The 22655-nt window shown below is 36.5% G+C and carries 16 protein-coding genes and 2 pseudogenes; 12 read left to right on the forward strand and 6 right to left on the reverse strand.

The genetic code is table 11. The features are described 5' to 3' along the window. Positions 1–12 precede the first annotated feature (12 nt). Positions 13–1008, forward strand: a complete 996-nt coding sequence (locus ACM03V_RS08110) for an SPFH domain-containing protein (RefSeq protein WP_414620260.1) — start codon at positions 13–15, stop codon at positions 1006–1008. A 79-nt stretch (positions 1009–1087) separates the two neighbouring features. On the opposite strand, the gene ACM03V_RS08115 is transcribed toward ACM03V_RS08110, so the two are convergent. After that, positions 1088–1480, reverse strand: coding sequence for a Fur family transcriptional regulator (locus tag ACM03V_RS08115; protein ID WP_414620261.1), 393 nt, complete (start codon positions 1478–1480; stop codon positions 1088–1090). Between the two features lie 145 nt (positions 1481–1625). On the opposite strand from ACM03V_RS08115, the gene purS reads away from it, so the two are divergent. From purS to ACM03V_RS08150, 7 genes and pseudogenes are all read left to right on the forward strand, one after another. Beyond that, positions 1626–1904 carry a phosphoribosylformylglycinamidine synthase subunit PurS gene (gene purS, locus ACM03V_RS08120; protein ID WP_414620262.1) on the forward strand — a complete coding sequence of 93 codons (279 nt, stop codon included), beginning with the start codon at positions 1626–1628 and terminating at the stop codon, positions 1902–1904. Positions 1905–2072: 168 nt separating this feature from the next. After that, complete coding sequence (gene purQ / locus ACM03V_RS08125; protein WP_414620263.1) at positions 2073–2747, forward strand: phosphoribosylformylglycinamidine synthase subunit PurQ; 675 nt, start codon at positions 2073–2075, stop codon at positions 2745–2747. Positions 2748–2954: 207 nt separating this feature from the next. After that, entirely contained in the window at positions 2955–7028 is a 4074-nt protein-coding gene (locus ACM03V_RS08130; RefSeq protein ID WP_414620264.1) for a DUF4011 domain-containing protein, read from the forward strand. A 52-nt stretch (positions 7029–7080) separates the two neighbouring features. Next, entirely contained in the window at positions 7081–9138 is a 2058-nt protein-coding gene (locus ACM03V_RS08135) for a hypothetical protein (RefSeq protein WP_414620265.1), read from the forward strand. Positions 9139–9174: 36 nt separating this feature from the next. Beyond that, positions 9175–9729: a hypothetical protein gene (locus ACM03V_RS08140; RefSeq protein WP_414620266.1), complete on the forward strand. Its 555-nt coding sequence runs from the start codon at positions 9175–9177 to the stop codon at positions 9727–9729. A gap of 287 nt (positions 9730–10016) precedes the next feature. Beyond that, a pseudogene (locus tag ACM03V_RS08145) lies at positions 10017–10364 on the forward strand (phosphoribosylformylglycinamidine synthase subunit PurQ); the annotation flags it as partial. Positions 10365–10467: 103 nt separating this feature from the next. After that, the gene (locus tag ACM03V_RS08150; protein ID WP_414620267.1) at positions 10468–13038 is read left to right on the forward strand and encodes a CHAT domain-containing protein; all 2571 of its coding nucleotides are present in this window, start codon (positions 10468–10470) and stop codon (positions 13036–13038) included. A gap of 23 nt (positions 13039–13061) precedes the next feature. Here ACM03V_RS08150 and ACM03V_RS08155 read toward each other — a convergent pair whose 3' ends face one another. From ACM03V_RS08155 to ACM03V_RS08165, 3 genes are read right to left on the reverse strand one after another with little or no spacing between them, the layout of a single operon-like run. Beyond that, positions 13062–13649: a Uma2 family endonuclease gene (locus ACM03V_RS08155; protein ID WP_414620268.1), complete on the reverse strand. Its 588-nt coding sequence runs from the start codon at positions 13647–13649 to the stop codon at positions 13062–13064. 19 nt (positions 13650–13668) lie between these two features. Continuing rightward, positions 13669–14283, reverse strand: a complete 615-nt coding sequence (locus tag ACM03V_RS08160) for an ImmA/IrrE family metallo-endopeptidase (RefSeq protein ID WP_414620269.1) — start codon at positions 14281–14283, stop codon at positions 13669–13671. Positions 14284–14312: 29 nt separating this feature from the next. After that, a complete protein-coding gene (locus tag ACM03V_RS08165) occupies positions 14313–14675 on the reverse strand; it encodes a helix-turn-helix transcriptional regulator (RefSeq protein ID WP_414620270.1) in 363 nt (120 codons plus the stop codon). Between the two features lie 139 nt (positions 14676–14814). On the opposite strand from ACM03V_RS08165, the gene ACM03V_RS08170 reads away from it, so the two are divergent. The 4 genes and pseudogenes from ACM03V_RS08170 to ACM03V_RS08185 form a co-directional block, all read left to right on the forward strand. Then, positions 14815–15039, forward strand: a complete 225-nt coding sequence (locus tag ACM03V_RS08170) for a hypothetical protein (protein ID WP_414620271.1) — start codon at positions 14815–14817, stop codon at positions 15037–15039. Between the two features lie 18 nt (positions 15040–15057). Then, positions 15058–15873, forward strand: a complete 816-nt coding sequence (locus ACM03V_RS08175; RefSeq protein ID WP_414620272.1) for a PD-(D/E)XK nuclease family protein — start codon at positions 15058–15060, stop codon at positions 15871–15873. Continuing rightward, entirely contained in the window at positions 15870–18116 is a 2247-nt protein-coding gene (locus ACM03V_RS08180; protein ID WP_414620273.1) for a Piwi domain-containing protein, read from the forward strand. Before ACM03V_RS08175 ends, ACM03V_RS08180 begins: the two co-directional genes overlap by 4 nt. 63 nt (positions 18117–18179) lie before the next feature. Beyond that, a pseudogene (locus ACM03V_RS08185) lies at positions 18180–18602 on the forward strand (helicase); the annotation flags it as partial. A 492-nt stretch (positions 18603–19094) separates the two neighbouring features. Here the strand turns inward: ACM03V_RS08185 and ACM03V_RS08190 are convergent. Together ACM03V_RS08190 and ACM03V_RS08195 are read right to left on the reverse strand one after the other, a co-directional pair. Beyond that, positions 19095–20423, reverse strand: coding sequence for an ATP-grasp domain-containing protein (locus ACM03V_RS08190; protein WP_414620274.1), 1329 nt, complete (start codon positions 20421–20423; stop codon positions 19095–19097). A 775-nt stretch (positions 20424–21198) separates the two neighbouring features. Beyond that, positions 21199–22590 (reverse strand): ATP-grasp enzyme, encoded by a 1392-nt coding sequence (locus tag ACM03V_RS08195; protein WP_414620275.1) that lies wholly within the window; start codon positions 22588–22590, stop codon positions 21199–21201. Positions 22591–22655: the final 65 nt, after the last annotated feature.

The following is a 22655-nucleotide window of genomic DNA, read 5'->3' on the forward strand; positions in this document are numbered from 1 at the left end:
GAGATAAAGACAATGGAACAATTATTTTTACTGATATCTTTAGCTTTAGGTGGTTCTGCCTTAGCTGGTAGCGTGAAAATTATCAACCAAGGAAACGAAGCTTTAGTCGAAAGATTGGGGAGCTACAACACCAAGTTAGAACCCGGACTTAATTTCATGTTTCCTTTCTTCGATCGCGTAGTTTACCGCGAAACGATTCGGGAGAAAGTTCTCGATATTCCTCCGCAAAAATGCATCACCCGCGACAACGTAGCCATTGAAGTTGATGCTGTGGTTTACTGGCGGATTATGGATATGGAGAAAGCTTACTACAAAGTAGAAAATCTCCAAGCGGCGATGGTGAATTTGGTATTGACTCAAATTCGAGCGGAAATGGGACAATTTGAACTCGATCAAACCTTTACCGCTCGTAGCGATGTTAATGAAATTTTATTGCGAGATTTAGATATTGCAACAGACCCTTGGGGTGTAAAAGTAACCCGTGTAGAATTGCGCGATATTATTCCTTCCAAAGCAGTGCAAGACTCAATGGAATTGCAAATGACCGCAGAAAGACGCAAGCGGGCAGCAATTTTGACATCGGAAGGCGAACGGGAAGCAGCGGTAAATAGTTCTAGAGGTAGAGCAGAAGCTCAAGTTTTAGAAGCAGAAGCCAATCAAAAAGCCGTAATTTTACAGGCAGAAGCACAACAAAAAGCTACCATCCTCAAAGCGCAAGCCGAACGCCAGCAGCAAGTACTCAAAGCCCACGCAGTAGCCGAATCATCAGAAATTCTCGCTCTAAAAATGAAAGAGAATCCCAAAGCCCAGCAAGCATTAGAAGTGCTATTAGCTTTAGGTTATTTAGACATGGGAGCAGCAATCGGACAAAGCGAAAGCGCCAAAGTCATGTTTATGGATCCCCGGACAATTCCCGGTACTCTTGAAGGTATACGTTCCATTGTTTCTGAAACCCAAGATGGGAATTCGATGCTTGGGGAGGTTAAGAATCATCAACAACGCGGTTAGGTTGAGGGAGAGGGGGAGAGGGGGTAGAATTTAATTGGTAACTCCTAACTCCTAACTCCTAACTCCTAACAACTAACATTTAACAAGCTTGCTCAACTTGACATTTGTCGCATAAACCAAAGAATTCTAATGTGTGATAAAAGATTTTGAAATTTTGGTTGGTTTCTAATTCGGTTTCTAGTTGATGTACCGGACATTGTTCGATGGGAATCTCTCTACCGCATTGCAAACAGGTTAAATGATGTTTGTCTTGCTGTACTAAGCTATAAAGTGCTTCACCGTTAGTTAAGGTTCTGACTTGTACTAATCCTTCGAGTTTTAAAGCTTCCAACGAACGATAAACTGTTGCTAAACCCATAGTTTGATTGCTATTACGCAGTTCCACATATAGATTTTGAGCGGAAATGCCTTGTTTAATGGATTTGAGCAAGTTTAAAAGCCGCTCTTGACTGCGGGTACGTATGGGTTTCATAAACGATAACTATTTGAATAACTGCAATAAAGAATTTCTATTACCACTTCTACTTTTAATTTACTTCAACCGTTTGACAATATAATTTTCATTTAGTAACCGTAGAAAGATATAGTATACCCAGAGCCGCATTGGGTAAGATTAAGTGCCAATTAAATATCAAGCTAAAATTTTTGTAACTCTTCGTCCTTCAGTTTTAGATCCAGCTGGTGTCGCCGTACAATCCGGGCTAAAGCAGATGGAATACAACAACGTTGAACAAGTAAGAATTGGCAAGTACATCGAATTGATGATTACCTCTGATTCTGAGAAGTCAGCGCGTCAAGATTTAGACAAAATATGCGACAAAATGCTAGCAAATCCCGTAATTGAAAACTATCGCTTCGATTTGACTGAAGTCGAATCAGTTATTGGAGCAGTCTAGGAATTTTGGATTTTAGATTATGTCCTTACGGACACGCTCCGAAGACTGGATTTTGGATTAAAAAAGTTAGGAGTTAGGAGTTAGGAGTTAGGAGTTATTATTCATTCTTCTCCCCATCTCCCCCTCTCCGCCTCTCCCCCCCCTCTATACCTTTGACATTATCAAATCATGAAATTCGGCGTTGTTGTTTTCCCTGGTTCTAATTGCGATCGCGATGTTGCTTATGTGACGAGAGATATTCTGTCGCAGCCAACTCGGATGGTTTGGCATCAAGATACAGATATTTCCGATGTTGATGTGGTGATTCTCCCTGGCGGTTTTAGCTATGGTGATTATCTTCGCTGCGGTGCGATCGCTCGATTTTCTCCGATCATGTCTTCTGTTATCGAACACGCACAAAAGGGTAAGTTTGTCCTCGGTATCTGTAATGGTTTTCAGGTGTTAACTGAGTCTGGACTGTTACCGGGTGCGTTGATTAGAAATCGAGATTTACATTTTATCTGCGACAGAATCCCGCTAAAGGTTGAGCGTAACGATTTACCCTGGACGCAAGGTTATCAAAGTTGCCAACAAATAACTTTACCTGTCGCTCATGGTGAAGGGAAATTTTATGCTGATGAGAAAACTTTAAGAGAGTTGGAAGACAATAATCAAGTTGTATTTCGCTACGAAGGTGAAAATCCTAACGGTTCGTTAAGAGATATTGCAGGTATTTGCAATCGTGACGGTAATGTGTTGGGAATGATGCCGCATCCTGAGAGAGCCTCTGATGCGATGTTGGGTAATACTGATGGATTAAAGTTGTTTCAAGGATTGTTGGAAAAGGTTTTAACAACAGTTTAGATTTATATGTAAATCTGGGGAGACTTAGCAGTGCAACGTCTCCTTTAAAACAAACCACATTTTTGAATAATCGAAAAACATAGATAAATACACTTATGCTAAATTTGACTTAGGTATAGATTAATGTTTGGCTAAGATAATACTCAATCAAATTATATTAGCCAGTCCATAAAAGCTTATCTTGTCAAGTTTTTAAAGAGGGTGTAGATGAATAAAGCAATAGACCCAGAACTTCAGCAGAAGATTATACAATGGAAGAAGGATCTTGCTGAACTTGGAAAGCGTAATCGCCTATTGCACTTTCAGAAAGATAAAAAATCTACTACTGAAATTCCCATACCAGCAGCGAAGATATTTGAGAAATTAGTACTTGAAGAACAACCAATTTCTCTGAATGATTTACTAGATGATGATATAGATAATCGTAAAATAAATAATAATTTAACAAAGCTTCATAAGGATGCGAGGGACATCTTTGAACAGAAGGGTGTAAACGTTTTATTTCTTGCACTTGGCACTCTCAAATGGAATTCCAAGGAAAAACCACGAGAGGATATAATTTCTCCTATCATACTTATACCAGTTGAATTAGATAAGCCTCCAAGGAAAAGAGAATATAGTATTTTATCAACAGATGAATCAATTTTTATAAATCCAGCTTTAGCATTGAAATTAAATAATGACTATGGAATCATATTGAATGAGGAAATTAATACAGATGAGGATTTAGATTATCAAAAGCTTTTAGATAGAGTTAGCCAAAATAAAGATATTAGTAAACGCATAAATAATAGCAATTGGGAAATTGAAGAGACTACATATCTTGGCTTGTTTGAAAGAAAAAAAGTTTCGATGATAAAAGACTTAGAATATCTTCAGCAAGAAGTAGATGGTAGTATAAATAATCCAATTTTATTGGGATTAGCAAATAATAGAAAACTATATGAATCAAGTACTCCTGAGATAATTCCAGTAGAAAATTTAGATGACTGTATACTTCCTAGCTCAGTATTACAAGTTCTTGAAGCTGATTCTAGCCAACAACAAGTTATTGAAGCTGCAATATCAGGAATGAGCTTTATAGTACAGGGTCCTCCAGGTACAGGTAAAAGTCAAACTATAGTCAATTTAATTGCAGAATTAATTGGTCAAAATAAGAAAGTTCTTGTTGTTGCAGAAAAGCCAGTTGCACTACAAGTAGTTTTTGATCGGCTGAACAAATCTGGTTTAGAAGAAGCTATTATCAATTTTTCTAATCAAGATATAGGTAAAAAGAAAAATTTCGCAAAATATCTGAAAAACTATAGAAAAGATAGCGAACATACCTATGAAGAGTTTGATTTGAATTATATATTTTACGAATTAACAAATAGCAGGCAAATATTAAATCAGCATTCTAAAATTTTACATAAAAAATGGCGTCCTATAGAAAAATCTACGTTTGAGCTTTATGGTGAACTTCTAAAACTTCAAAGAGAATGTAACTATGAAATTAGATTTACTTTTCGTAATATCAATAAATGGTCTTATATTCAGTTAGCTAGAGCTAAAAATTTAATAGATAAGCTTATTGAATTTCATCCTTTTATAAAATGTCAACAGAAGACTGTATGGCAACAAAGTAACCTAACAGCCTTAAACTCCCAAAAACGCGAACAAATATATGAAGGTATTGAGAAATTATCTCAGCATATTAAATGGGTCAGAGAAACTGGTAATGAATTAGCTATATTAGTTAGTCAACAAACGCCTCAAACATTAGAAGAATTAGAAAATATCGTTAATGCTGGACATCACATAGCAAATTTCCCTTTAGACAAACGTCGTGTTCGAGAACAAGGTGAGTTTGAAAATGTTTTTGTGCAAGCAACTGGATTTATTAATATTCCTAAAGTTCCGAAGTTTTGGATGTCAAACACTAATATAAAACTTTTATGGCGATTATTATCTGAATTAGAGAATGACTGTAATTTGGAGCAAGAGTATTCTAATGATTTAGTTAGTGAATATGAAAGTTCATTTTTTAGCCAGAATTTGCATAAAATACTATCAATATGCAGAGGGTGGGGTATTTTTCGTTGGTTTAGTTCCAAATATTGGAAAGATAAACACAAAATATTAAAAGATAGAAAATCAAAAAGATATTGTTCTGATAAACGTCTAATAAAAGATGTAGAAAAAGCGGTCAAACTTCATAACATTAAGTCAAATTTAGCAGATAATAACTACCAACCTCGGCTAGCTTTTGAGACTTTCTTCATCAGAGATAAACCAGATTTATTTAGTATAAAACTAGCGCTTATATGGTTTGATGAATTACTAAAATATAAACTTAGCAAAAAAAGCATATCGGAACTAATTTATTCAGAAAATAGTAGACGTGAGTTGGTAAATGCTTTAGACAAATTAAATTGGCAAAAAAATTTTAAAGAAATTAATAACGAATTTAATATATTAAAAGATTATTTTGATTATCCAGAAAAGATAATTAATGGCTCTAATCGCTATTTTCAGAATATCCCTATAAATGAAATAGAGCGCTTTCTTGAAAAAGCTGCTAACGAGTTAGATATATTTAGAAAATGGTTAGATTATCAGGAAAATATCAAACAACTTAAGGGAATGGGATTGGAATCTTTCCTTGATAAAATTAAGGAATGCGATGCTTCTCCTAATGTTTGGTCTACTGTTTTTGAAAAAAGCTTTTATTACTATTGGCTGCAATATATTTACGATAACAGTACTGAACTAAGATGCTTTAACTTTAAAATTCATGAAGATACGATCACAAAATTTTCTCAGCAAGATGAGAAGCGATATGAATTTGCAAGAGTAAGGCTGCAAAAGCTGTATGCTGAACAGCGTGACAATTGGTTTCAAGAAAAAGATGTAAAACCAACAATTTCATATTTTGAGCAAGAAACTCAAAAACAAAGAAAGCATGATGAAATAAGACAGTTTATTCACAAAGCTTGTGATTTAGTTTTGGCACTCAAACCATGCTGGTTGATGAGTCCTTTAATGGTAAGTGAGTATATTCCTCCAGAGTTAATTCCTTTTGATGTTGTGATATTTGACGAAGCATCTCAAATTCGTACAGAAGATGCTATTTCATCTATCATGCGAGCAAAACAGGTAATAGTTGTTGGTGATACGCAACAAATGCCTCCATCTTCATTTTTTTCTGGTATCAGTTCTGAAGATGATGATGATGAGAATCAGGATGAAGCGGCTTATGAAAGTTTTTTAGCTGAATGCGGAAAATTTATGCAGGAATTCACTTTAAAATGGCACTATCGTAGCCAAGATGAAAGCTTAATAGATTTTTCTAATAAGAGGTTTTACGAATCAAAGCTTGTTACCTTTCCAAGTCCCGTAAAAGATAAAAATCGAGGAGTTTTCTTTCATCACGTTCGGGACGGAGTATACGAGCGTGGTGGAAAGGGTCATAATATAAGGGAAACTGAGGAAGTAGCACAACTTGCTTTAGATCATGTTCGGCAGAATATGAATCTTAGTCTTGGTATAATTGCATTTAGCAAAAAACAAGCAAGTGCTATCCAAAAAAAAATTGAAGAACTAAGTCAAAATAATGATGAACTGGCAGAGTTTTCTCAGGATGACTCAGATAAAATTTTCGTAAGAAACTTAGAAAATGTACAAGGTGACGAAGCAGATGTCATTATTCTTAGCTTTGGATATGGGAGAGATAAAGAAGGAAAATTTGAAAGAAAATTTGGTCCGATTAATTATCCAGGAGGAGAAAGGCGGCTGAATGTAGCAATAACTCGTGCAAAGCATAAACTCATATTAGTGGCATCAATTACACCTGATATGTTGTCTGGAGTTTACAGTCAGGGTGTAATTTGTTTTAAAGAGTATTTCGAGTATATTCAGCGGGTTGAAAGAGAAAGAATTGAAGAAACAAATTCTAGAATTTATAATTCTAATTCACTTTTAATAGAAGATATTGCATACGCTCTTCAAAAAGAAGGATACGAAGTAGAAACATCTTTAGGTGCTTCCAATTATCCGATTGATTTAGCAGTTAAGAATAAACAGCAAGCCAATGAATTTTTATTAGGTATTGAGTGTGATGGATTGACTTATAACAAATATCCAACAGCACGCGATCGCGACCGTTTGCGAAGAATAGTTTTAGAGAAAATGAATTGGCAGATTCATAGAATTTGGTCAAAGCATTGGTATCACAATAGACAAGTACAAATCAATTTGCTTCTCGAACTGCTAAAACAGCTAGAAGTTCAGAAAGAAATATAGTTCCCTATGTAGTTGTCCACAATATTGTTAGCAATAGATTTTTAGACAATTCATGAAACCTGAAAAAATCGAAGAACTTCTAGTCAAGGTTGAACAAATACAATCAATTATGATTGATATTGCCACTTGTCAATCAAATATTTGGGATGAAGAAGAAATCTATCAAGATATTTATCAAGAAATCAACTTAACGATTGAATTTCTTAATGAAGACAATTTTGATATAATAAATCTCAATAAATTCGAGACTCTTAAGAAGTGGTATGATTTTTACTCTGACAATAATTTAAATACACAAGCACGTCTAAAATATGTTTATGAACTGTACTCTAATGTTATTAATCAAGTAGAAAATTACTTGTATACTAATTTTGATAGATCCAAAGGAAAAAACAATTTAGATGAATTTAATATTTCTCAAGTTGAAACATTATTGAAAAAGCTTGAGGGTATTAAAAGCATCATGATTGATGTTGCCACAGGAAAATCTAAACGAGAAGATGATGAAGAAATTTATATAAAAGTTTGGAAAGACATCGCATTACAAATAAGACAATTAGGAATAATTGGTGTACCTATTACGAATCCAAACAATTTTAGAACATTATCACATTGGAAAGCTTATTACTCATGCGAACTTGAAAAATATCAGCACAGACGAGAATATGTAAGTAATCTTTACTCAAGTCTTATTAGTTCAATTAAAAAAGCAACAAAAAGATATGATGCTACTGATGCTTCACTTGAAGATTTTATAGATTATCTAAAGCATTATCTAACTGAAGCATCTTATAATCAATCCTTTCCCCCTATTTCTAATATTAGAGAGGAAGTACCCGAAACCTTTACTCCTCAGAACATTACAGCTAGTTCACCTCAAGGGAAAATTAAAGAATTAGAACCTATTACTAATGACCATTCAATAGAATCAAAGGTAATTTCTTCGATCATGGCAACAAGTCATTTTCCGCAAAGTGAATTTTCCGAGAATAAAACTGATGTTGTCATTCTCACAGCTTTACCAAAGGAGCGAGATGCTATTCTAAAGTATCTGGAATCACCTCAAATTGTAGAATATTCTGGTCGAACTTTTCATAAAGCTTTTATCAGGACAAGTAAATCAGAAACTGTTTATCAAGCCGCAATTTTGTGTTTATCTTCAATGGGTAATTCCCAAGCTGCGATCACAACTCAAAGAGCAATAAATGAATTTAATCCATCTCAGATAATCCTGGCTGGAATTGCAGGAGGAGTTCCTAAAGAGAATAGTAGATATTTAGGTGACATTATTGTAGGGGAACAGATTGTTGATTATGCGTTAAATAAGCGAGTTCAAGCAGAGCAAGGTAATTCACAAAATCAACCAAGATATCAAGTATATCGTCCTGCAAGAGTTTTGCTGGAAGCAGCAAAGAACCTACCTTTACAAAACTGGGCTTTCTGTGTGAAAGCTCAACGACCTGATGGTACAACTCGAAGAGTTAATCCTGCCGTACATTTCGGTGTTATTGCATCTGGTAACACTGTTATTGCCGATCAAGATTTAAGAGATGAGTTACAAAGTGATTGGTCACAACTTGTTGGAATAGAAATGGAAGGAGCAGGTGCTGCACTTGCTGCTTATGAAAGTGATTTTATGCCCGGAATTTTTCTTGTCAAAGGAATGTGTGACTGGGCTGACGGTTCCAAAAATGATGATTGGCAAGAATACGCAGCCGAAACAGCAGCATCGTTTGTGGTAGGGCTATTGAAATCAGCGCCTTTTGAAAGTAAGTTAGTACTGGATACTTTAAACACTCAAAAATCTTCTATTAGCAACACATTGATACCAGAGCCTTCAAATAAGGAAGAGGGTACTAAAGTTACTAAAACCATTAGAAAAAGTTTTTCTAGATCCGTTAAAAGGATTATTTGTCAGAAACTTGTTTATGACTGGCAAGATTTAGCAGACGAGTTAGATATCCCACCACATATACTTGCGACTTTTGACCAAGGAAGAAAACCACAAGGTATCTGGGAATGGTTAGAACAAAGAAGTAGGCTTCACGAATTAGAAGATGCATTGATTGCAATAGAACGTGAAGATTTAGCAGAAGAACTAAATAAATAAATACAATAACTATCCAGAGTCGTGTAGGGAAGTATCATGACTGAAAAACAAAATCGAATCCTCGATATTTATCTTCTTGAATATGAGAAGCTAAAGGAAGAACAAGCACAGCGAATTGGTTTTCGCGACAACATGATTTACGTGACACTAGGGGTATTTGGTGGTGTTCTGTCTTTCGCTGTTTCCAACAAAATTAGTTACTATGCTCTCTTAGTCATACCTTTTGTTTGTCTCATACTTGGTTGGACATATCTCGTTAACGACGATAAAATTTCGGCAATTGGCAGATATATTCGTTTAATATTAGTAGAAAAAGTTAAGCAAGAAACTCTTCATGATGAAATTGAGTCAATTTTTGGCTGGGAAATTGTACACAGAAGCGACAAACGTCGAAGACGACGTAAGATAGAGCAATTAATTATTGATGAGATAACTTTTGTATTTTCAGGAATATCCGGCTTAGTTGCTTTCTGGATTTTAGTGCAACAACATCACTGGGCTATTATTTCTCTGTGTATTGTAGAAATGCTGCTTTTGATAATTTTAGGAATAGAAATTTTTATATATGCCGATTTAGCAAAAGGTAGATAGTCATCAGTATAAATAGCTATCGCCAATTCTAGCTTATACAGCACAACTTCAAGGTGATATTCCCGTTATCGTTATGGAATTTATCTCCGATACTGAAGATGGGGAATATCCAATTAAACCTACTTATCATCACGGAAAGTAGTTCTTTTACGAGCAAAGCAAGTTTTAAAAGTTCCTAACGATATAATTTTGAACCAGATAGCGATGAAATAGAAGTTGATTAATTGGATGATTCAAAACGATATCATTTACAAAAAGCTGATACTAATAATCGTTTTTGGATTGCTCTTATCTGTGACAGAATCCCGCTAAAGGTTGAGCGTAACGATTTACCCTGGACGCAAGGTTATCAAAGTTGCCAACAAATAACTTTACCTGTCGCTCATGGTGAAGGGAAATTTTATGCTGATGAGAAAACTTTAAGAGAGTTGGAAGACAATAATCAAGTTGTATTTCGCTACGAAGGTGAAAATCCTAACGGTTCGTTAAGAGATATTGCAGGTATTTGCAATCGTGACGGTAATGTGTTGGGAATGATGCCGCATCCTGAGAGAGCCTCTGATGCGATGTTGGGTAATACTGATGGATTAAAGTTGTTTCAAGGATTGTTGGAAAAGGTTTTAACAGCAGTTTAAATTTACAACTAAAATTAGGTAGACGTTGCATTGCAGCGTCTTTAGATTACTATAAAAGAAGCTAGAAACTTTTACAGACTCCTCGAATAATAACGTATTTTTCATGAGCAAATCAGTTGTTATTAATCTGGGAAATAGCGATTTGTATGGAGGATGCGAGCAAGTAACGGCTCAATTATGGGTTTCTGGTCATCCCCTCCCAGAGCAATTTGTCGGCTCATTACCACCAGCGCCGCATTTGGTGGAATTGTATCAGCGATGGCAATTTATGTATCGGAGTTTTTACGATTGCCTGAATTTGCGATTCCGTTCGCTATCGGAGGAAGATGATGAAATAGAAATTGATCAAAGTGATATAACTAATATTTCTGATGTTAGCTTCAATGATTTATCTAGGCATTTACGGTTGAGTATTAATGCTTGGTTAAAATCAGAGGAATTCTTGAATGTAGAACGCAAATTACGCTCTGCACTAAGTCGAGAAGAGGAAATACAGATAGTTATTGAAACTAACGATTTATGGTTGCGAAGGATACCTTGGTGTTGGTGGGATTTGATTGATGATTATCCCTATTGTGAAATTGCTCTTTTTAGACCGGAGTATAGAAGAAGTACTGTTGTTACACAGTCAAGACTGACTAAGAATAAAGTCAGAGTTTTGGCAGTTATGGGTAATAGTTTCGGTATTGATTTAGAAGCAGAAAGTAATTTTCTAGGCAGTTTACAAGATGCAGAAGTCAAATTTATAATTCAACCATCACGCGAGGAATTTAATAGATATCTTTGGCAATCTCAAGGTTGGGATGTGCTTTTTTTTGCAGGCCACAGTCAAACTGAGGATGAAGCAGGAAAAATTTATATTAATCAAAATAAAACTAATAACAGTTTAACTTTAGAACAATTAGAAGAAGCTCTTAAAGCAGCAATTGAAAATGGTTTGACATTAGCAATATTTAATTCTTGTAATGGTTTGGGATTGGCTTCGGTGTTGGAAAAATTAAATATTCCTACAACTATTGTGATGAGGGAGCCAATACCGAATCTGGTTGCACAAGTATTTTTCAAATTTTTCTTAGAATTTTTCGCTAAAGAAAGAGACTCTTTATATATATCGTTTCAAAAAGCACGCAGACAGTTACAAGGATTAGAAAATAAATTTCCTGGCGCTTCTTGTTTACCCGTAATTTTTCAAAATCCAGCGCTAGAGCCACCAAGCTGGTTGAGTTTGGGAGGAATGCCTCCTTGTCCTTATCGGGGATTATTTGCTTTCTCTGAAGCAGATGCAGACCTATTTTTTGGGCGGGAAATGTTTTGTTTGAATTTGTTAAAAGCTGTAAAAAGTAAAACATTTGTAGCTGTAGTTGGCCCTAGTGGAAGTGGTAAATCAAGCGTTGTATTTGCTGGTTTGATTCCCCAGTTGCGACAAGATGAAAATACCAATTGGCAAATCATTTCTTTTCGTCCAGGTAACAAGCCCTTTGAAGCGTTAGCAAGTGCTTTGTTACCTTTGTGCTTATCAATTAATTTTTTGCAGCAGAATGCAGCTAATTCAGAAAATAATCTGCGTTTGCTTAAAGAAGAATTAGCTGCAAGATTAGAATGCGATCGCCAAGCTTTACAAACAATTATTGCAGAGTTTATTGAGCAAAATCCAAACGCTCGTATAGCATTGATAGCGGATCAGTTTGAAGAATTCTATACCCTTTGTCTTGAATCTGAAACCCAATTTTTTTTAGATTTATTATTAGCTGCTGTCAGTTTAGCTCCAGCTTTTAGTTTAGTTATTACTCTTAGAGCCGATTTTTACGGTCATGCTTTATCTTATCGTCCATTTAGTGACGCTTTGCAAGGAGCGGTGCTTAACTTAGGGCCAATGAGTCAAGAAGAATTGTACTCGGCAATTGAAAAGCCTGCAACCAAGATGAAAGTAAAAATGGAGTTGGGGCTACCAAATAGATTAATTGATGATGTGTGGGGAGAATTGGGTAATTTACCACTGCTGGAATTTGCTTTAACTCAGCTATGGGAAAAGCATCAAAACGGTCAATTGATTCACGATGCTTATTCGGAAATCGGCTGTGTGGAAGGTGCTTTGGCTGAATATGGAGAGCAAATATATGCTCGACTTTCCGAAGACGATAGGCAAAGAGCAAAACGAATATTTATTCAGTTAGTGCGTTTGGAAGAAGGTACTCAAGCAACTCGCAGGTTAGCAACTCGCTCTCAAGTAAATAATTGGGATTTGGTAACTCATTTAGCATCTGCTCGTTTGTTAGTAACAAACCGTAATGATTCCACTGGTGAAGAAACCGTAGAAATCGTTCATGAAGCTTTGATTAAAAGTTGGGGACGTTTAGAACACTGGATACAGGTTGATACTGACTTTCGACGCTGGCAAGAACAATTGCGATCGGCAATATATCAATGGGAGAAAAGCGGTGAAGATAAAAGTGCATTGTTGCGGGGTGTACCTTTAGCAATAGCCCAAGATTGGCAGCAAAAACGCTCGGAAGAACTTAGTGTTAAAGAAACAGAATTTATTCAAAGTTCGCAGTTAGTTTGCGATCAAGAAATCGAAAATCAAAATCGCAGACGACGAATTACCATTTTAGGGCTGATTATTAGTTTGATTTTAGTTGGAATTGGTAGATGGCAATTACGATGTGGTTTTTAGTTTTGATATTATTGATAAAATCTCTACATAATTGTTGTTAAATCAAATACGAATCCAGGTAAAACATCTTCACCGGATAATGTTATGGGAGCTTCTAAAATTTCGACATCCTTACCTTGACGATAAATCTCAACTTGTCGTGCTTCCACATTAATTAACCAACCCAACCGAGCGCCATTTTCCATATACTCCTGCATCTTCTCTCGTATTTTCTTCAGCGAGTCGGTAGGAGAACGAAGTTCTAATACAAAATCTGGACATAAAGGTAAAAATTTTCGTCTTTGTTCTTTGGTTAAAGATTCCCACTTTTCTATAGTTATCCAAGAAGCATCGGGAGAACGATCTGCACCGTTAGGTAATTTAAACCCAGTTGAAGAATCAAAAGCTTTACCTAAATTATTTTTGCGACTCCAACCTTGGAGTTGATATGCGATTTCAATGTTGCGATTTCCTGTTTCTCCTCCAGTTGGTGACATAATTAATAATTCCCCTGATGCTGTGCGTTCAAATTTCCATTCTTGATTTTTTTGACATAGTTGCCAAAATTGTTCGTCGGTTAAATCGATTGTTAGTTGTAGGGTAGATTCGGACGTGAGTAATGAAGTGTTCATTTTTTAACCCAAATATTTATTATTTGTTTAAAAGTTTTTGACCGGAATAAATTTGTTTAGAACCTTTAGGTATATAAATCCAACCAAGACCTTGTAAGCGGTTTGTTAAGTTAGAAATTGTTACTTCTAATTCATCTGCTACAGCATACAAATGTCGCCATTTAGTAAAATCACGTCCTCTTCGTGCTTCTTCTAATTTATGTAAAGGCATTAGCAAACAACTAGCAAAATATTGAGCTTGCCATTCAATTCCTTTTTGAACAGTAACGCTACGACATAAAAATGGTTCTATAGTCATTATTAATTCAGGACTCATTCTTTCTTTGAATATATCGAGAGCATCATGCTCGATGTGAAGCAACCAGTGTCCTATTTCATGAGCTATAGTGGATTGCCCAAAACCACCCTCTAATGCTGGAATTTGGTCGTTAATAATAATTTTCCTTTGAATTGGCCAAATCATTGCTGCTATGTATCCTTCATCATCAGGAGCTATGCTTTGCCAAACAATACCTATATCTAAATAATCCGCAACTGCTTCAGCAACACAATTTCCTTTTAGAGGACGTTTTCGTTTTGCTTGCACCCTATTCAAGTTATTTAATGCCACTTGCTCTATTTCTTGCTTAGACATAAAGCGATATGGTTTGATAACATTCAACTCTATTTCTCCTCATCATCTTGAGTCGTTTCTTTCAATAATTCCTTTGCAAATTTGGGTTCATCTCGCATCCTGCGGAGTAAAGCAGGCATTTGTTTATATTTTCTTACAAGTTCTTCAAATACTTCGGCATCTTCTGGGGTTATTCTTCCCGCAAGTCGTCTTAGCTTATCTTTTTGTTCGGTTAAGTCTAGATGATGCGCTAACAAGTCAATAACTTCCTCACTAGGGGGATAACCCGCATGGTCATTTTCTAATTTGGATAGATAGGTATAATTAACTCCTACTAATTTCGCTAACTCGCGCTGACTGTATTCCTTTTCCTTACGAGCTTGACGAATGATTTTACCAAAGCTCTCGTTCACGGTTCTTTTCCTTTAAGTCCAAGAATCATACTCTACCTTTTCTCAATGTTCATATCTATAAATAAATCTATGTTGACTAAATTGGTCAACTTGTGCAATAAATGCATTATAGTACAATCGCTCGTTAATCTCTAGTCACATGAATAAAAAACAACCAATCAATTCAAATCAGCTAAGTTTTTCTATCGGTAGACCTTTAGCAGTTCTTCTAGAGGAAGTTCAGAATTTAAGTAGTGATACAAACTTGAAACAAGCTGCGGAGCAGATGTTAGAAGCTTTAGAGACTTTTGAAACTGCTAATAAACCTGGTGTATCTAAATCAGCTAGAACCAGTCAAGCGATTTACGAAATTCTCACAAAATGAATTAAATAAAAAGTTTTAATGAAAAAGATTTGGAATTTTGCTAGCTACAATCTATTGTCTTTGTTTTCCCCACCAGTAGGACTCGAACATCTTCACTGCGATATGAAAAGAGGTTTTGCTAAAGCGAGAAAGCGAGAACCGGAAGTAGCAGCACTTTTAGATAAAGATAATACGGCTCAGACAATAGGTTTGTTGGCACAAAAAGCGGTTTACGAGATTCATCAAGACTTTTCAGTGTTTTCTCAAAAAGATGCTCTGAATCGAATAGTAAACATTTTGCAGTTAAATAAAGAATCCGATCTAGTTCGAGAAAGGGTAATTAATATAATTGAAAATTATTTTGAAAATCCGATTCTTTTAAGTAAGAAAATAATTAAGCTCAGTCGAGGTGATGAAGGTTTTCCGGAACCAATCTTAATTCAGCAGGGTAATTATTTGTTTAATTTATATGCAGCAATTGACTGCATTTTTTTAGAAGAAAATAAGACCCTACATATTTTAGATTTTAAGACTGGTAAGTCTGACTTTGACCGCAGACAGGCTTATATTTATTTATTAGCAGCTAGCTATCTTTACCCAGAAAATAAAGCGGTTGCTTCGTTTTATAACTTAGAAACTTGCAAGCAATCAAAAAAAATTACAGCTACACCTGAAACGTTAGAATCTTTTCAAATTACGATGTCTAGGATAGCAAAACAGCATCAAAAAGATTTGCAACGTTACCGACAAAAATCTGATTATTTTCAAGATGTATTTCCGCAAAATCCTGGCATAAGCTGTCGATTTTGTCCTTTTAGTTCTATTTGTAAATTTGCTATTGAGGGTGCTGTATGAATGGTGCTATGGTTACATCGCGTCCGCAATCTGCTTTGGAAACAAAGTTTTTAAGTGAAATATTACCATTAATAATCTTAAAAGATTCAAAAATAAATTTTATCTGTTTTCGACTATCTCCGGAAGTAGAGCGAGAAATTGGGAACCGTTTAAGTTGGCGTTTTTGCCACAAGTTTCCAGATGTTATTGTAATTTGGGATAAAAAGTTTTTTTGGGTTTTAGCTAAACCAAATCAAGTAATGCCAACTCATAAAGAATGGCAAGAAGCATTGACAGAAATTTGTGATGAATTGAGAAAAGATATCGGCGATTGTGATTATTTTATTCAATGGGTACGTCAGCCACAGTTAACAGCTTCTATCTTGGCTCAGTTAGCAGTTAGAATATTAAAATTTATTCGTCCCTTTTCATCAAAAGTAGCTTTATCAGAAAAACAGGTAGAGGTAAAACGCGGAGCTATTTTTTGGGCTGAAACTATAGAAATAAACAATCAGTTTTTTGCAGCTTTAACAATAACTGTTAAGAGTAATTTTAGTTATAAAGGTAATTTAGCTGAATTTTTTGAAAATCATCCTTTTAGACAAGACCCACAAAAGCTTTTAATGGGTTTAAAAGTTCGGGATATCGAGCATAATAGCTTTGCTACAATAACTGGAATTATTGGTAATATCGGCGAACACAGAAAAAGGTTAAAAGAAGACGCAACTGGTGCAATTAGCAAGCAAGCATTAGAAGAAGCTCCCGACGAGCAACCAGTAGTCACCGTACAATTTGGTAAAAAGAATAAACAATTTCGCTATGCAATGGCAGCTTTACGTCCTTGCGTAACTGCTGAAACTGCGGATAAATTTGAAGTAGATTATGGAAAGTTACTTAAAGCAACTAAAGTAGCTTATAGAGAAAGAAAAGACCTTTTAGGGGTTTATAAGCAGGAAGCAAATATAGCTTTAGCTAATTATGGATTAAAATTAGGACAAAGTATAAATAGTTCTAGCTATTCACAATTATTTTGGCAACCATCACTAAAGCTTTCAGAAACTAAGCTTTTGTTTGGTAAAAATATTATTGGCGTTCAAAACAGTATATTAAAAGGACTTTATCAAGGTGGAGTTTATTTCCGTCACGAAGATTATAAAGACCCATCAGATAAAATTAAAATAGCTGCTTTGAAGATAGGTAATTTTCAGGTTGGTAAACTTTTTTTAAATGAAGTTAAACAACGTTTACAAAAATACTATTTCGGAAGCATACTAGCTCCCGAAAATATGAAGATAGTGTCTACAGAAAATTTCACTAGTATCGAAGCTAGAGTACAAATTGAAGAAGCTATAGACGATTTAATGGAAAGACATCCTGATATAGTTTTAGTATTTCTGCCCAGTGGTGATAGAAGTACTGATGATACAGGTGACAGTCTTTATTCTTTGATTTACTCGCGGTTATTAAGAAGAGGAATTGCCAGCCAAGTAATTTATGAAGATACTTTGAAAACAGTAAAAGTTAATAATATTCTCAATCAAGTCATTCCGGGAATATTAGCTAAATTAGGTAACTTACCTTTTGTGTTAGCTGAACCATTAGAAATTGCCGATTATTTTATTGGTTTAGATATTTCTAGAGGTTCTAAAAAGAAGCTTGCTGGAACCATGAATGCTTGCGCTAGTTTACGACTTTACGGAAAGCAAGGTGAATTTAACGGCTATAAACTCGAAGATGCTTTAATTGAAGGTGAAGAAATTCCCCAGAGAATCTTAGAGAAATTTCTTCCTAGAGCAAAGCTTAAGGGAAAGACAGTATTAATTTATCGAGATGGACGTTTTTGCGGTGATGAAGCTTTATATTTAAAAGAATGGGCAAAAGCTATTGATTCTCGGTTTATCTTAGTTGAATGCTATAAATCTGGAATACCCAGACTGTATAACTGGGAGCAAAAAGTTATTAAAGCACCTACAAAAGGTTTAGCATTGCGCTTATCTTCTCGTGAAGTGATTTTAGTAACAACAGAATTAAATGAAAATATGGGTTTACCTGTTCCATTACGTTTAAGAATTCACGAAGCGGGACATATAGTATCAATTGAAGATTTAGTAGACACGACATTAAAACTTACATTGCTACATTATGGCTCCCTTAAACCACCACGTTTACCTATACCACTCTTTGGTTCCGATGTTATGGCTTACCGACGCTTACAAGGTATTTATCCCGGTGCGTTAGATGGCGATCGCCAATTCTGGCTCTAACAGGTTCTTGCGTACTTAACGTGCTAAATTAATAGGATAATGCCAAGCAAAATCATTAGTCGTCGTAAATCTTATCCTGAAAATTTGCGTTCTGCTATCAAAGATGCCATAGAATTAGTTAATAGACTCAACGAAGAAGTTAATAAAACTCAAAAGCTCGAACAATTCAGCCAAAATTCAGACCAATATTATGCCTTACCATTATTTACATTTATAAGTGGTGAAGTACTCAAAGAATATTTTACCAACGAACCCGAAGAACCCGAATACGAACGCTTTCGCGATATCCTCGCAACTTATATTCGTTTACTTTATCCCGTTAATAATATATTACCGATTGGTGATGGTTACAGGGAATTTCCCTTTGTACTTTTTAGAAGTTACAGTTTAAAAGAAATCAGAAAAAAGAGTTTTACAGATAAATATTTGTTAACTTCCAATGAATTAAATGTACTCAATTTGATTCTTTCTAAAGAACAACCTTAGAGGATGTTTTAAAAGTATCCGGCGCTTTATTACCGCTATTACAAAAGCAAAGTCCACCTGCGTGGACTAATTAATTACTAACCCGCTGCCACGGCGGGTTTTGCTTGTGTAGCCAAGCCACTGCGTTGCGCGGGATAAGCGCGTTGTAGCAAGTGGCGCGCACCTGGTGCCAGGTAATGTATAAATCCGACTTTTAAAACATCCTCTTAGTTTTCAACAGCAACCGCTAAACTAAAACTAATCATCCCCCATCTTCTCCTATGCTTTCCACCGCTCCCGAATACCGAATTACCTGGGAAAAACTCCCCGAATTTGTTTTAGACAACGAACTTTTAAACTTTAGCAAAGCTCAGTTTGTGACCGTTTAAAGTATACATCCAACCATTTTCCTAACTCACAAAAAAATGGGCGAACTGGGAATGATTATTTAACTATTCTGACTCCTGGATTCTGGCTCTTGAATTATTACATGAATGCCGAATTTCTCCGTTCTCACTCTATCAGTTCGCCCATATTAAAATCTATTCTTACCCAACCTTTGAGTTTTCGTAAATTGTCGAGAATCAGTAAGGGAATCTGCCAGTGATGTACCATCAGAAAGGGTAAGGGATCGCTCACCTCAAAAATTGCTTCTTTCCCTCGCAAAATGTTTCTTACCCAAGTTTGCAGTTGCTTAAACGATCTAATCTCATTCAGCCGCCAAACTTCGTGGTACAGCCAATAGGTTGGCTTACTATCAGCAAGAGGCTGCAAAGATTCAGCCAGAGGTTCTGTACCAAGATAGGCATCCGCTACTCCTGGATGATTGTAAAACATAGTAATGGCGGAGTGAGTACGGGGGTTACACTCAATCGCGTAAACAGTTCCGTCTTCTGCCTGAATGAAGTCAAAGGAAAGTTGCCCGGTTTTTCCCAACTCTTTGGTAAAGTGACTCGCCCATTGCATAATTTCTGGCAGATCGACGTTTTCGTAGTTGACTTGAAAGGCGGATGACTCACAGCAGCAGTACATTCTTGACTCTCCATCTCGCGCGGTAGTGTGAGTGCAGTATTCCTTTCCAGGGATGAATTCCTGCATAATCCAGGGGTTTTCCTCACTGATAGGCAGACTCTTGACAAATGCTGCTGTTTCTGCTTGCGTATCGCAAGGTAGCTTGGTGAGATTCAAGCGACGTATTTGATCGTAGGGAATGCTTTTAAGAATGTATTTGCGCTTTTCCTGAGAAAAGTCAAAGTTGATGACTTGTTCGGGATCGGTAATTTTAAAGGATTTGGGGACTGATAAACCGAACGATCGCGCTGTTTCGGCAAAGGCAAATTTGTCATCCAGGATCTTTATGACATCAGCATCGAAGTGGAAAAACTCGCAAAAGTCTGGTAATGGCGGCTTGCCTCGATCGTAGTAGATAACGGAAAAAATGGCTACCGGGATAAAAAAGTCGATTTTTTCTTTTTTGGCTATTGCGTGTAGGGTTTCAACGTAGCCTTCTAAGTCTTTGCTCGGATCGGGAACGGTATAAAAGCCTGCAACAGAGTTGGAATATTCGTTACCACTTGGCCAGAATTTCTCGATGTCAATTATAATAACTCGATGCCCTGCGGCATGAAATGAACGCGCTAGCTGAAGAGTTTTAGTCATTCTAGCGCCAGCGATCAAGATATTTTTAGAATTAGGGTTGACAACAATTGACTTGCCAAATGGTTGCTCTATAAAGCTCCATAGTAGCGATGTTAAGACGACGATGCAGTTTAAGGGAAATGCGATCGCCAGTAATACAAGAGTGCCCAAGTTTTGGAACACTACAAAAATATGCTCCTTCATAATTATGATTGTGAGATGATAATATTATGATTGTGACATGATAATGGAATCAGTAGCTGGTGGCACAGAAAAATGAAGCGGCACAAAAAGATGCGAGCCTGCCCTTGCTGCCTTACCGAAAAATTGGGTATAAAGCCCCGTCCTTATAGGACGGCTTTTATGGTATTGTTAAGAAGTGGAAAGGTACACAACCACTTAAAAAACCTAGCCGTCGAAAGACAAAGCGCTGAACCTTGAAAATTGAATCTATGCGGATAAAGCTGCATTTCTCTAGACTCCACCTCGCAGTAGGTAAAAGATTCAGAGGAGCTAGGCAAACAGTTTTTTGAAGCAATATGTTTCAAATCCAAAAAAGAACTTGGAGAAATCCAACGCCGGGTAGGGCATACCCGAAGTCGCTTGGGGAGAGTCCCACCTCTGGGCTAGACACTGCAAGGTATCTAGTTTAAGTGGTCTCGGTGAGCCAAGAATCCTCGTGCATTTATGCCGAGGAGTGTCAATTAACTACACTTGCATATATAATCGTCAAGCCGTCTAGAATTGTACCAGGGTAAGCTCATATGCTTTTAAGTTGCACAATCTCTAGTATCAAAAAGACGCGGGGACGCGGAGACTAAGAGACGCGCTTCTGTAGGTTGAATGATTATTAGCTTACTTGCTCTTCTTCGGGAATTATATCAAGACGATGCGCTTGCGATCGCGCGATCGCAAGTAAACTTGCCCTTGAAGCAATATGCTGCCCACATAAGTAAACTCATTTTGAGACAACAATAAGTCAGCTTACGATCCGCTCAGGGGTTGCAGAGGTAGATTTGCTATATTTTATGTCTTCTCCAAACTGTATGAGTTTCCCGATGTTGAAATCAATCCTCACCCAACTTCGTAAGCATCGCAAACTATCGAGTAATAGCAAAGGAATGTGCCAGTGATGTACCATTAAGAACGGTAGTGGGTCGTTAACTTCAAATATTCCATCTTTTCCTCGCCAAATATTATTAAACCACTTTTGTAACTGCTTTAACGATCTAATTTCATTAAGTCTCCAAAGTTCGTGATAAAGCCAATAAGTAGGCTTACTATCACTCAGGGGTTGCAGAGGTTCAGCCGGAGGCTCTTTACTAAGATAGGCGTCGGCTAAACCTGGATGGTTGTAATACATTGTAATTGCAGAGTGAGCGCGAGCATTGCACTCAATGGCATAAATCGTTTCATCTTCTGCCTGAATGAAGTCAAAACAAAGTTGTCCAGTCAGTTGTAATTCTTTGACAAAATGACTCACCCACTCTTTAATTGCTTGATGTTCCAAGTTTTCGTAATTGACTTGAAAAGCAGATGATTTACAGCAGCAATGTACCGTTAATGCACCATTTCTGACTGTATCGTGAGTACAGTATTCAATTCCTGGAATAAACTCTTGCAATATCCAAGGGTTATCTTTACTAATTGGCTTACTTTTAACATGAAGCGCCATTTTTTCGTAAGATTCCATTGGTAGCTTGGTCAAATCTAAGCGTAAAACAGAGTCATAGACAATACTTTTGAGAATGTACTTGCGTTTTTCGTTGGCAAAGTCGAATTTAAGAACTTGTTCGGGATCTGTAATTAGGAAGGTTTTCGGGACAGATAACGATAGCGAGCGTGCAATTTCAGCAAAAGTAAACTTGTTATCCAGCATCTTCATTGTATCAGCATCGAAGTGAAAATTCTCACAATAGCCTGATAACACTGGTTTGCGCTCGGAATCAAAGTAGTTGGCAGCAAAAATACCTACGGGCACAAAAAAATCTATATTTTCTTTTTTGGCGATCGCTCGCACCGCTTGAGTATAGCCTTCTAAGTCTTCGTGCGAGTCAGGAACTGTGTAAAATCTAGCCACAGAGTTAGAAAATCGATAACCACTGAACCAGTATTTGTCGAGATCGAATAAAATGACTCGATGCCCTGCCGCGTGAAATGATCGCGCCAACTGAAGGGTTTTGGTCATTCTACCACCACCGATCAAGATATTTTTCGGATTCTCGTTCAAAACCACTTGCTTGGCATAGCTTTGGCTGAAAAAATTCCACAGCAGCAATGTAAGTACAACAGTGCAGTTAAAGGGAAATGCGATCGCTAGTAATGCCAGAGTACCCAAGTTTTGGAATATTGCAAAAATCTGCTCCTTCATAGTTGTAATTGTGACATAATATATGCTCCTTCGGGTGACGCTCCTGCGTCGCTAACGCCAGTTGC

The sequence above is a fragment of the Calothrix sp. CCY 0018 genome (assembly GCF_963920925.1).
GTDB lineage: Bacteria > Cyanobacteriota > Cyanobacteriia > Cyanobacteriales > Nostocaceae > Rivularia.

Excerpts from the sequence above, each read along its gene's own strand:
- ACM03V_RS08135 (WP_414620265.1), top strand. The coding sequence starts at position 7,081 with ATGAAACCTGAAAAAATCGAAGAACTTCTAGTCAAGGTTGAACAAATA.
- ACM03V_RS08180 (WP_414620273.1), top strand. The coding sequence starts at position 15,870 with ATGAATGGTGCTATGGTTACATCGCGTCCGCAATCTGCTTTGGAAACA.
- ACM03V_RS08195 (WP_414620275.1), bottom strand. The coding sequence starts at position 22,590 with ATGAAGGAGCAGATTTTTGCAATATTCCAAAACTTGGGTACTCTGGCA.
- ACM03V_RS08160 (WP_414620269.1), bottom strand. The coding sequence starts at position 14,283 with ATGTCTAAGCAAGAAATAGAGCAAGTGGCATTAAATAACTTGAATAGG.
- ACM03V_RS08190 (WP_414620274.1), bottom strand. The coding sequence starts at position 20,423 with ATGAAGGAGCATATTTTTGTAGTGTTCCAAAACTTGGGCACTCTTGTA.
- ACM03V_RS08130 (WP_414620264.1), top strand. The coding sequence starts at position 2,955 with ATGAATAAAGCAATAGACCCAGAACTTCAGCAGAAGATTATACAATGG.
- ACM03V_RS08170 (WP_414620271.1), top strand. The coding sequence starts at position 14,815 with ATGAATAAAAAACAACCAATCAATTCAAATCAGCTAAGTTTTTCTATC.
- ACM03V_RS08175 (WP_414620272.1), top strand. The coding sequence starts at position 15,058 with ATGAAAAAGATTTGGAATTTTGCTAGCTACAATCTATTGTCTTTGTTT.
- ACM03V_RS08110 (WP_414620260.1), top strand. The coding sequence starts at position 13 with ATGGAACAATTATTTTTACTGATATCTTTAGCTTTAGGTGGTTCTGCC.
- ACM03V_RS08155 (WP_414620268.1), bottom strand. The coding sequence starts at position 13,649 with ATGAACACTTCATTACTCACGTCCGAATCTACCCTACAACTAACAATC.
- ACM03V_RS08140 (WP_414620266.1), top strand. The coding sequence starts at position 9,175 with ATGACTGAAAAACAAAATCGAATCCTCGATATTTATCTTCTTGAATAT.
- purQ (WP_414620263.1), top strand. The coding sequence starts at position 2,073 with ATGAAATTCGGCGTTGTTGTTTTCCCTGGTTCTAATTGCGATCGCGAT.
- ACM03V_RS08115 (WP_414620261.1), bottom strand. The coding sequence starts at position 1,480 with ATGAAACCCATACGTACCCGCAGTCAAGAGCGGCTTTTAAACTTGCTC.
- ACM03V_RS08150 (WP_414620267.1), top strand. The coding sequence starts at position 10,468 with ATGAGCAAATCAGTTGTTATTAATCTGGGAAATAGCGATTTGTATGGA.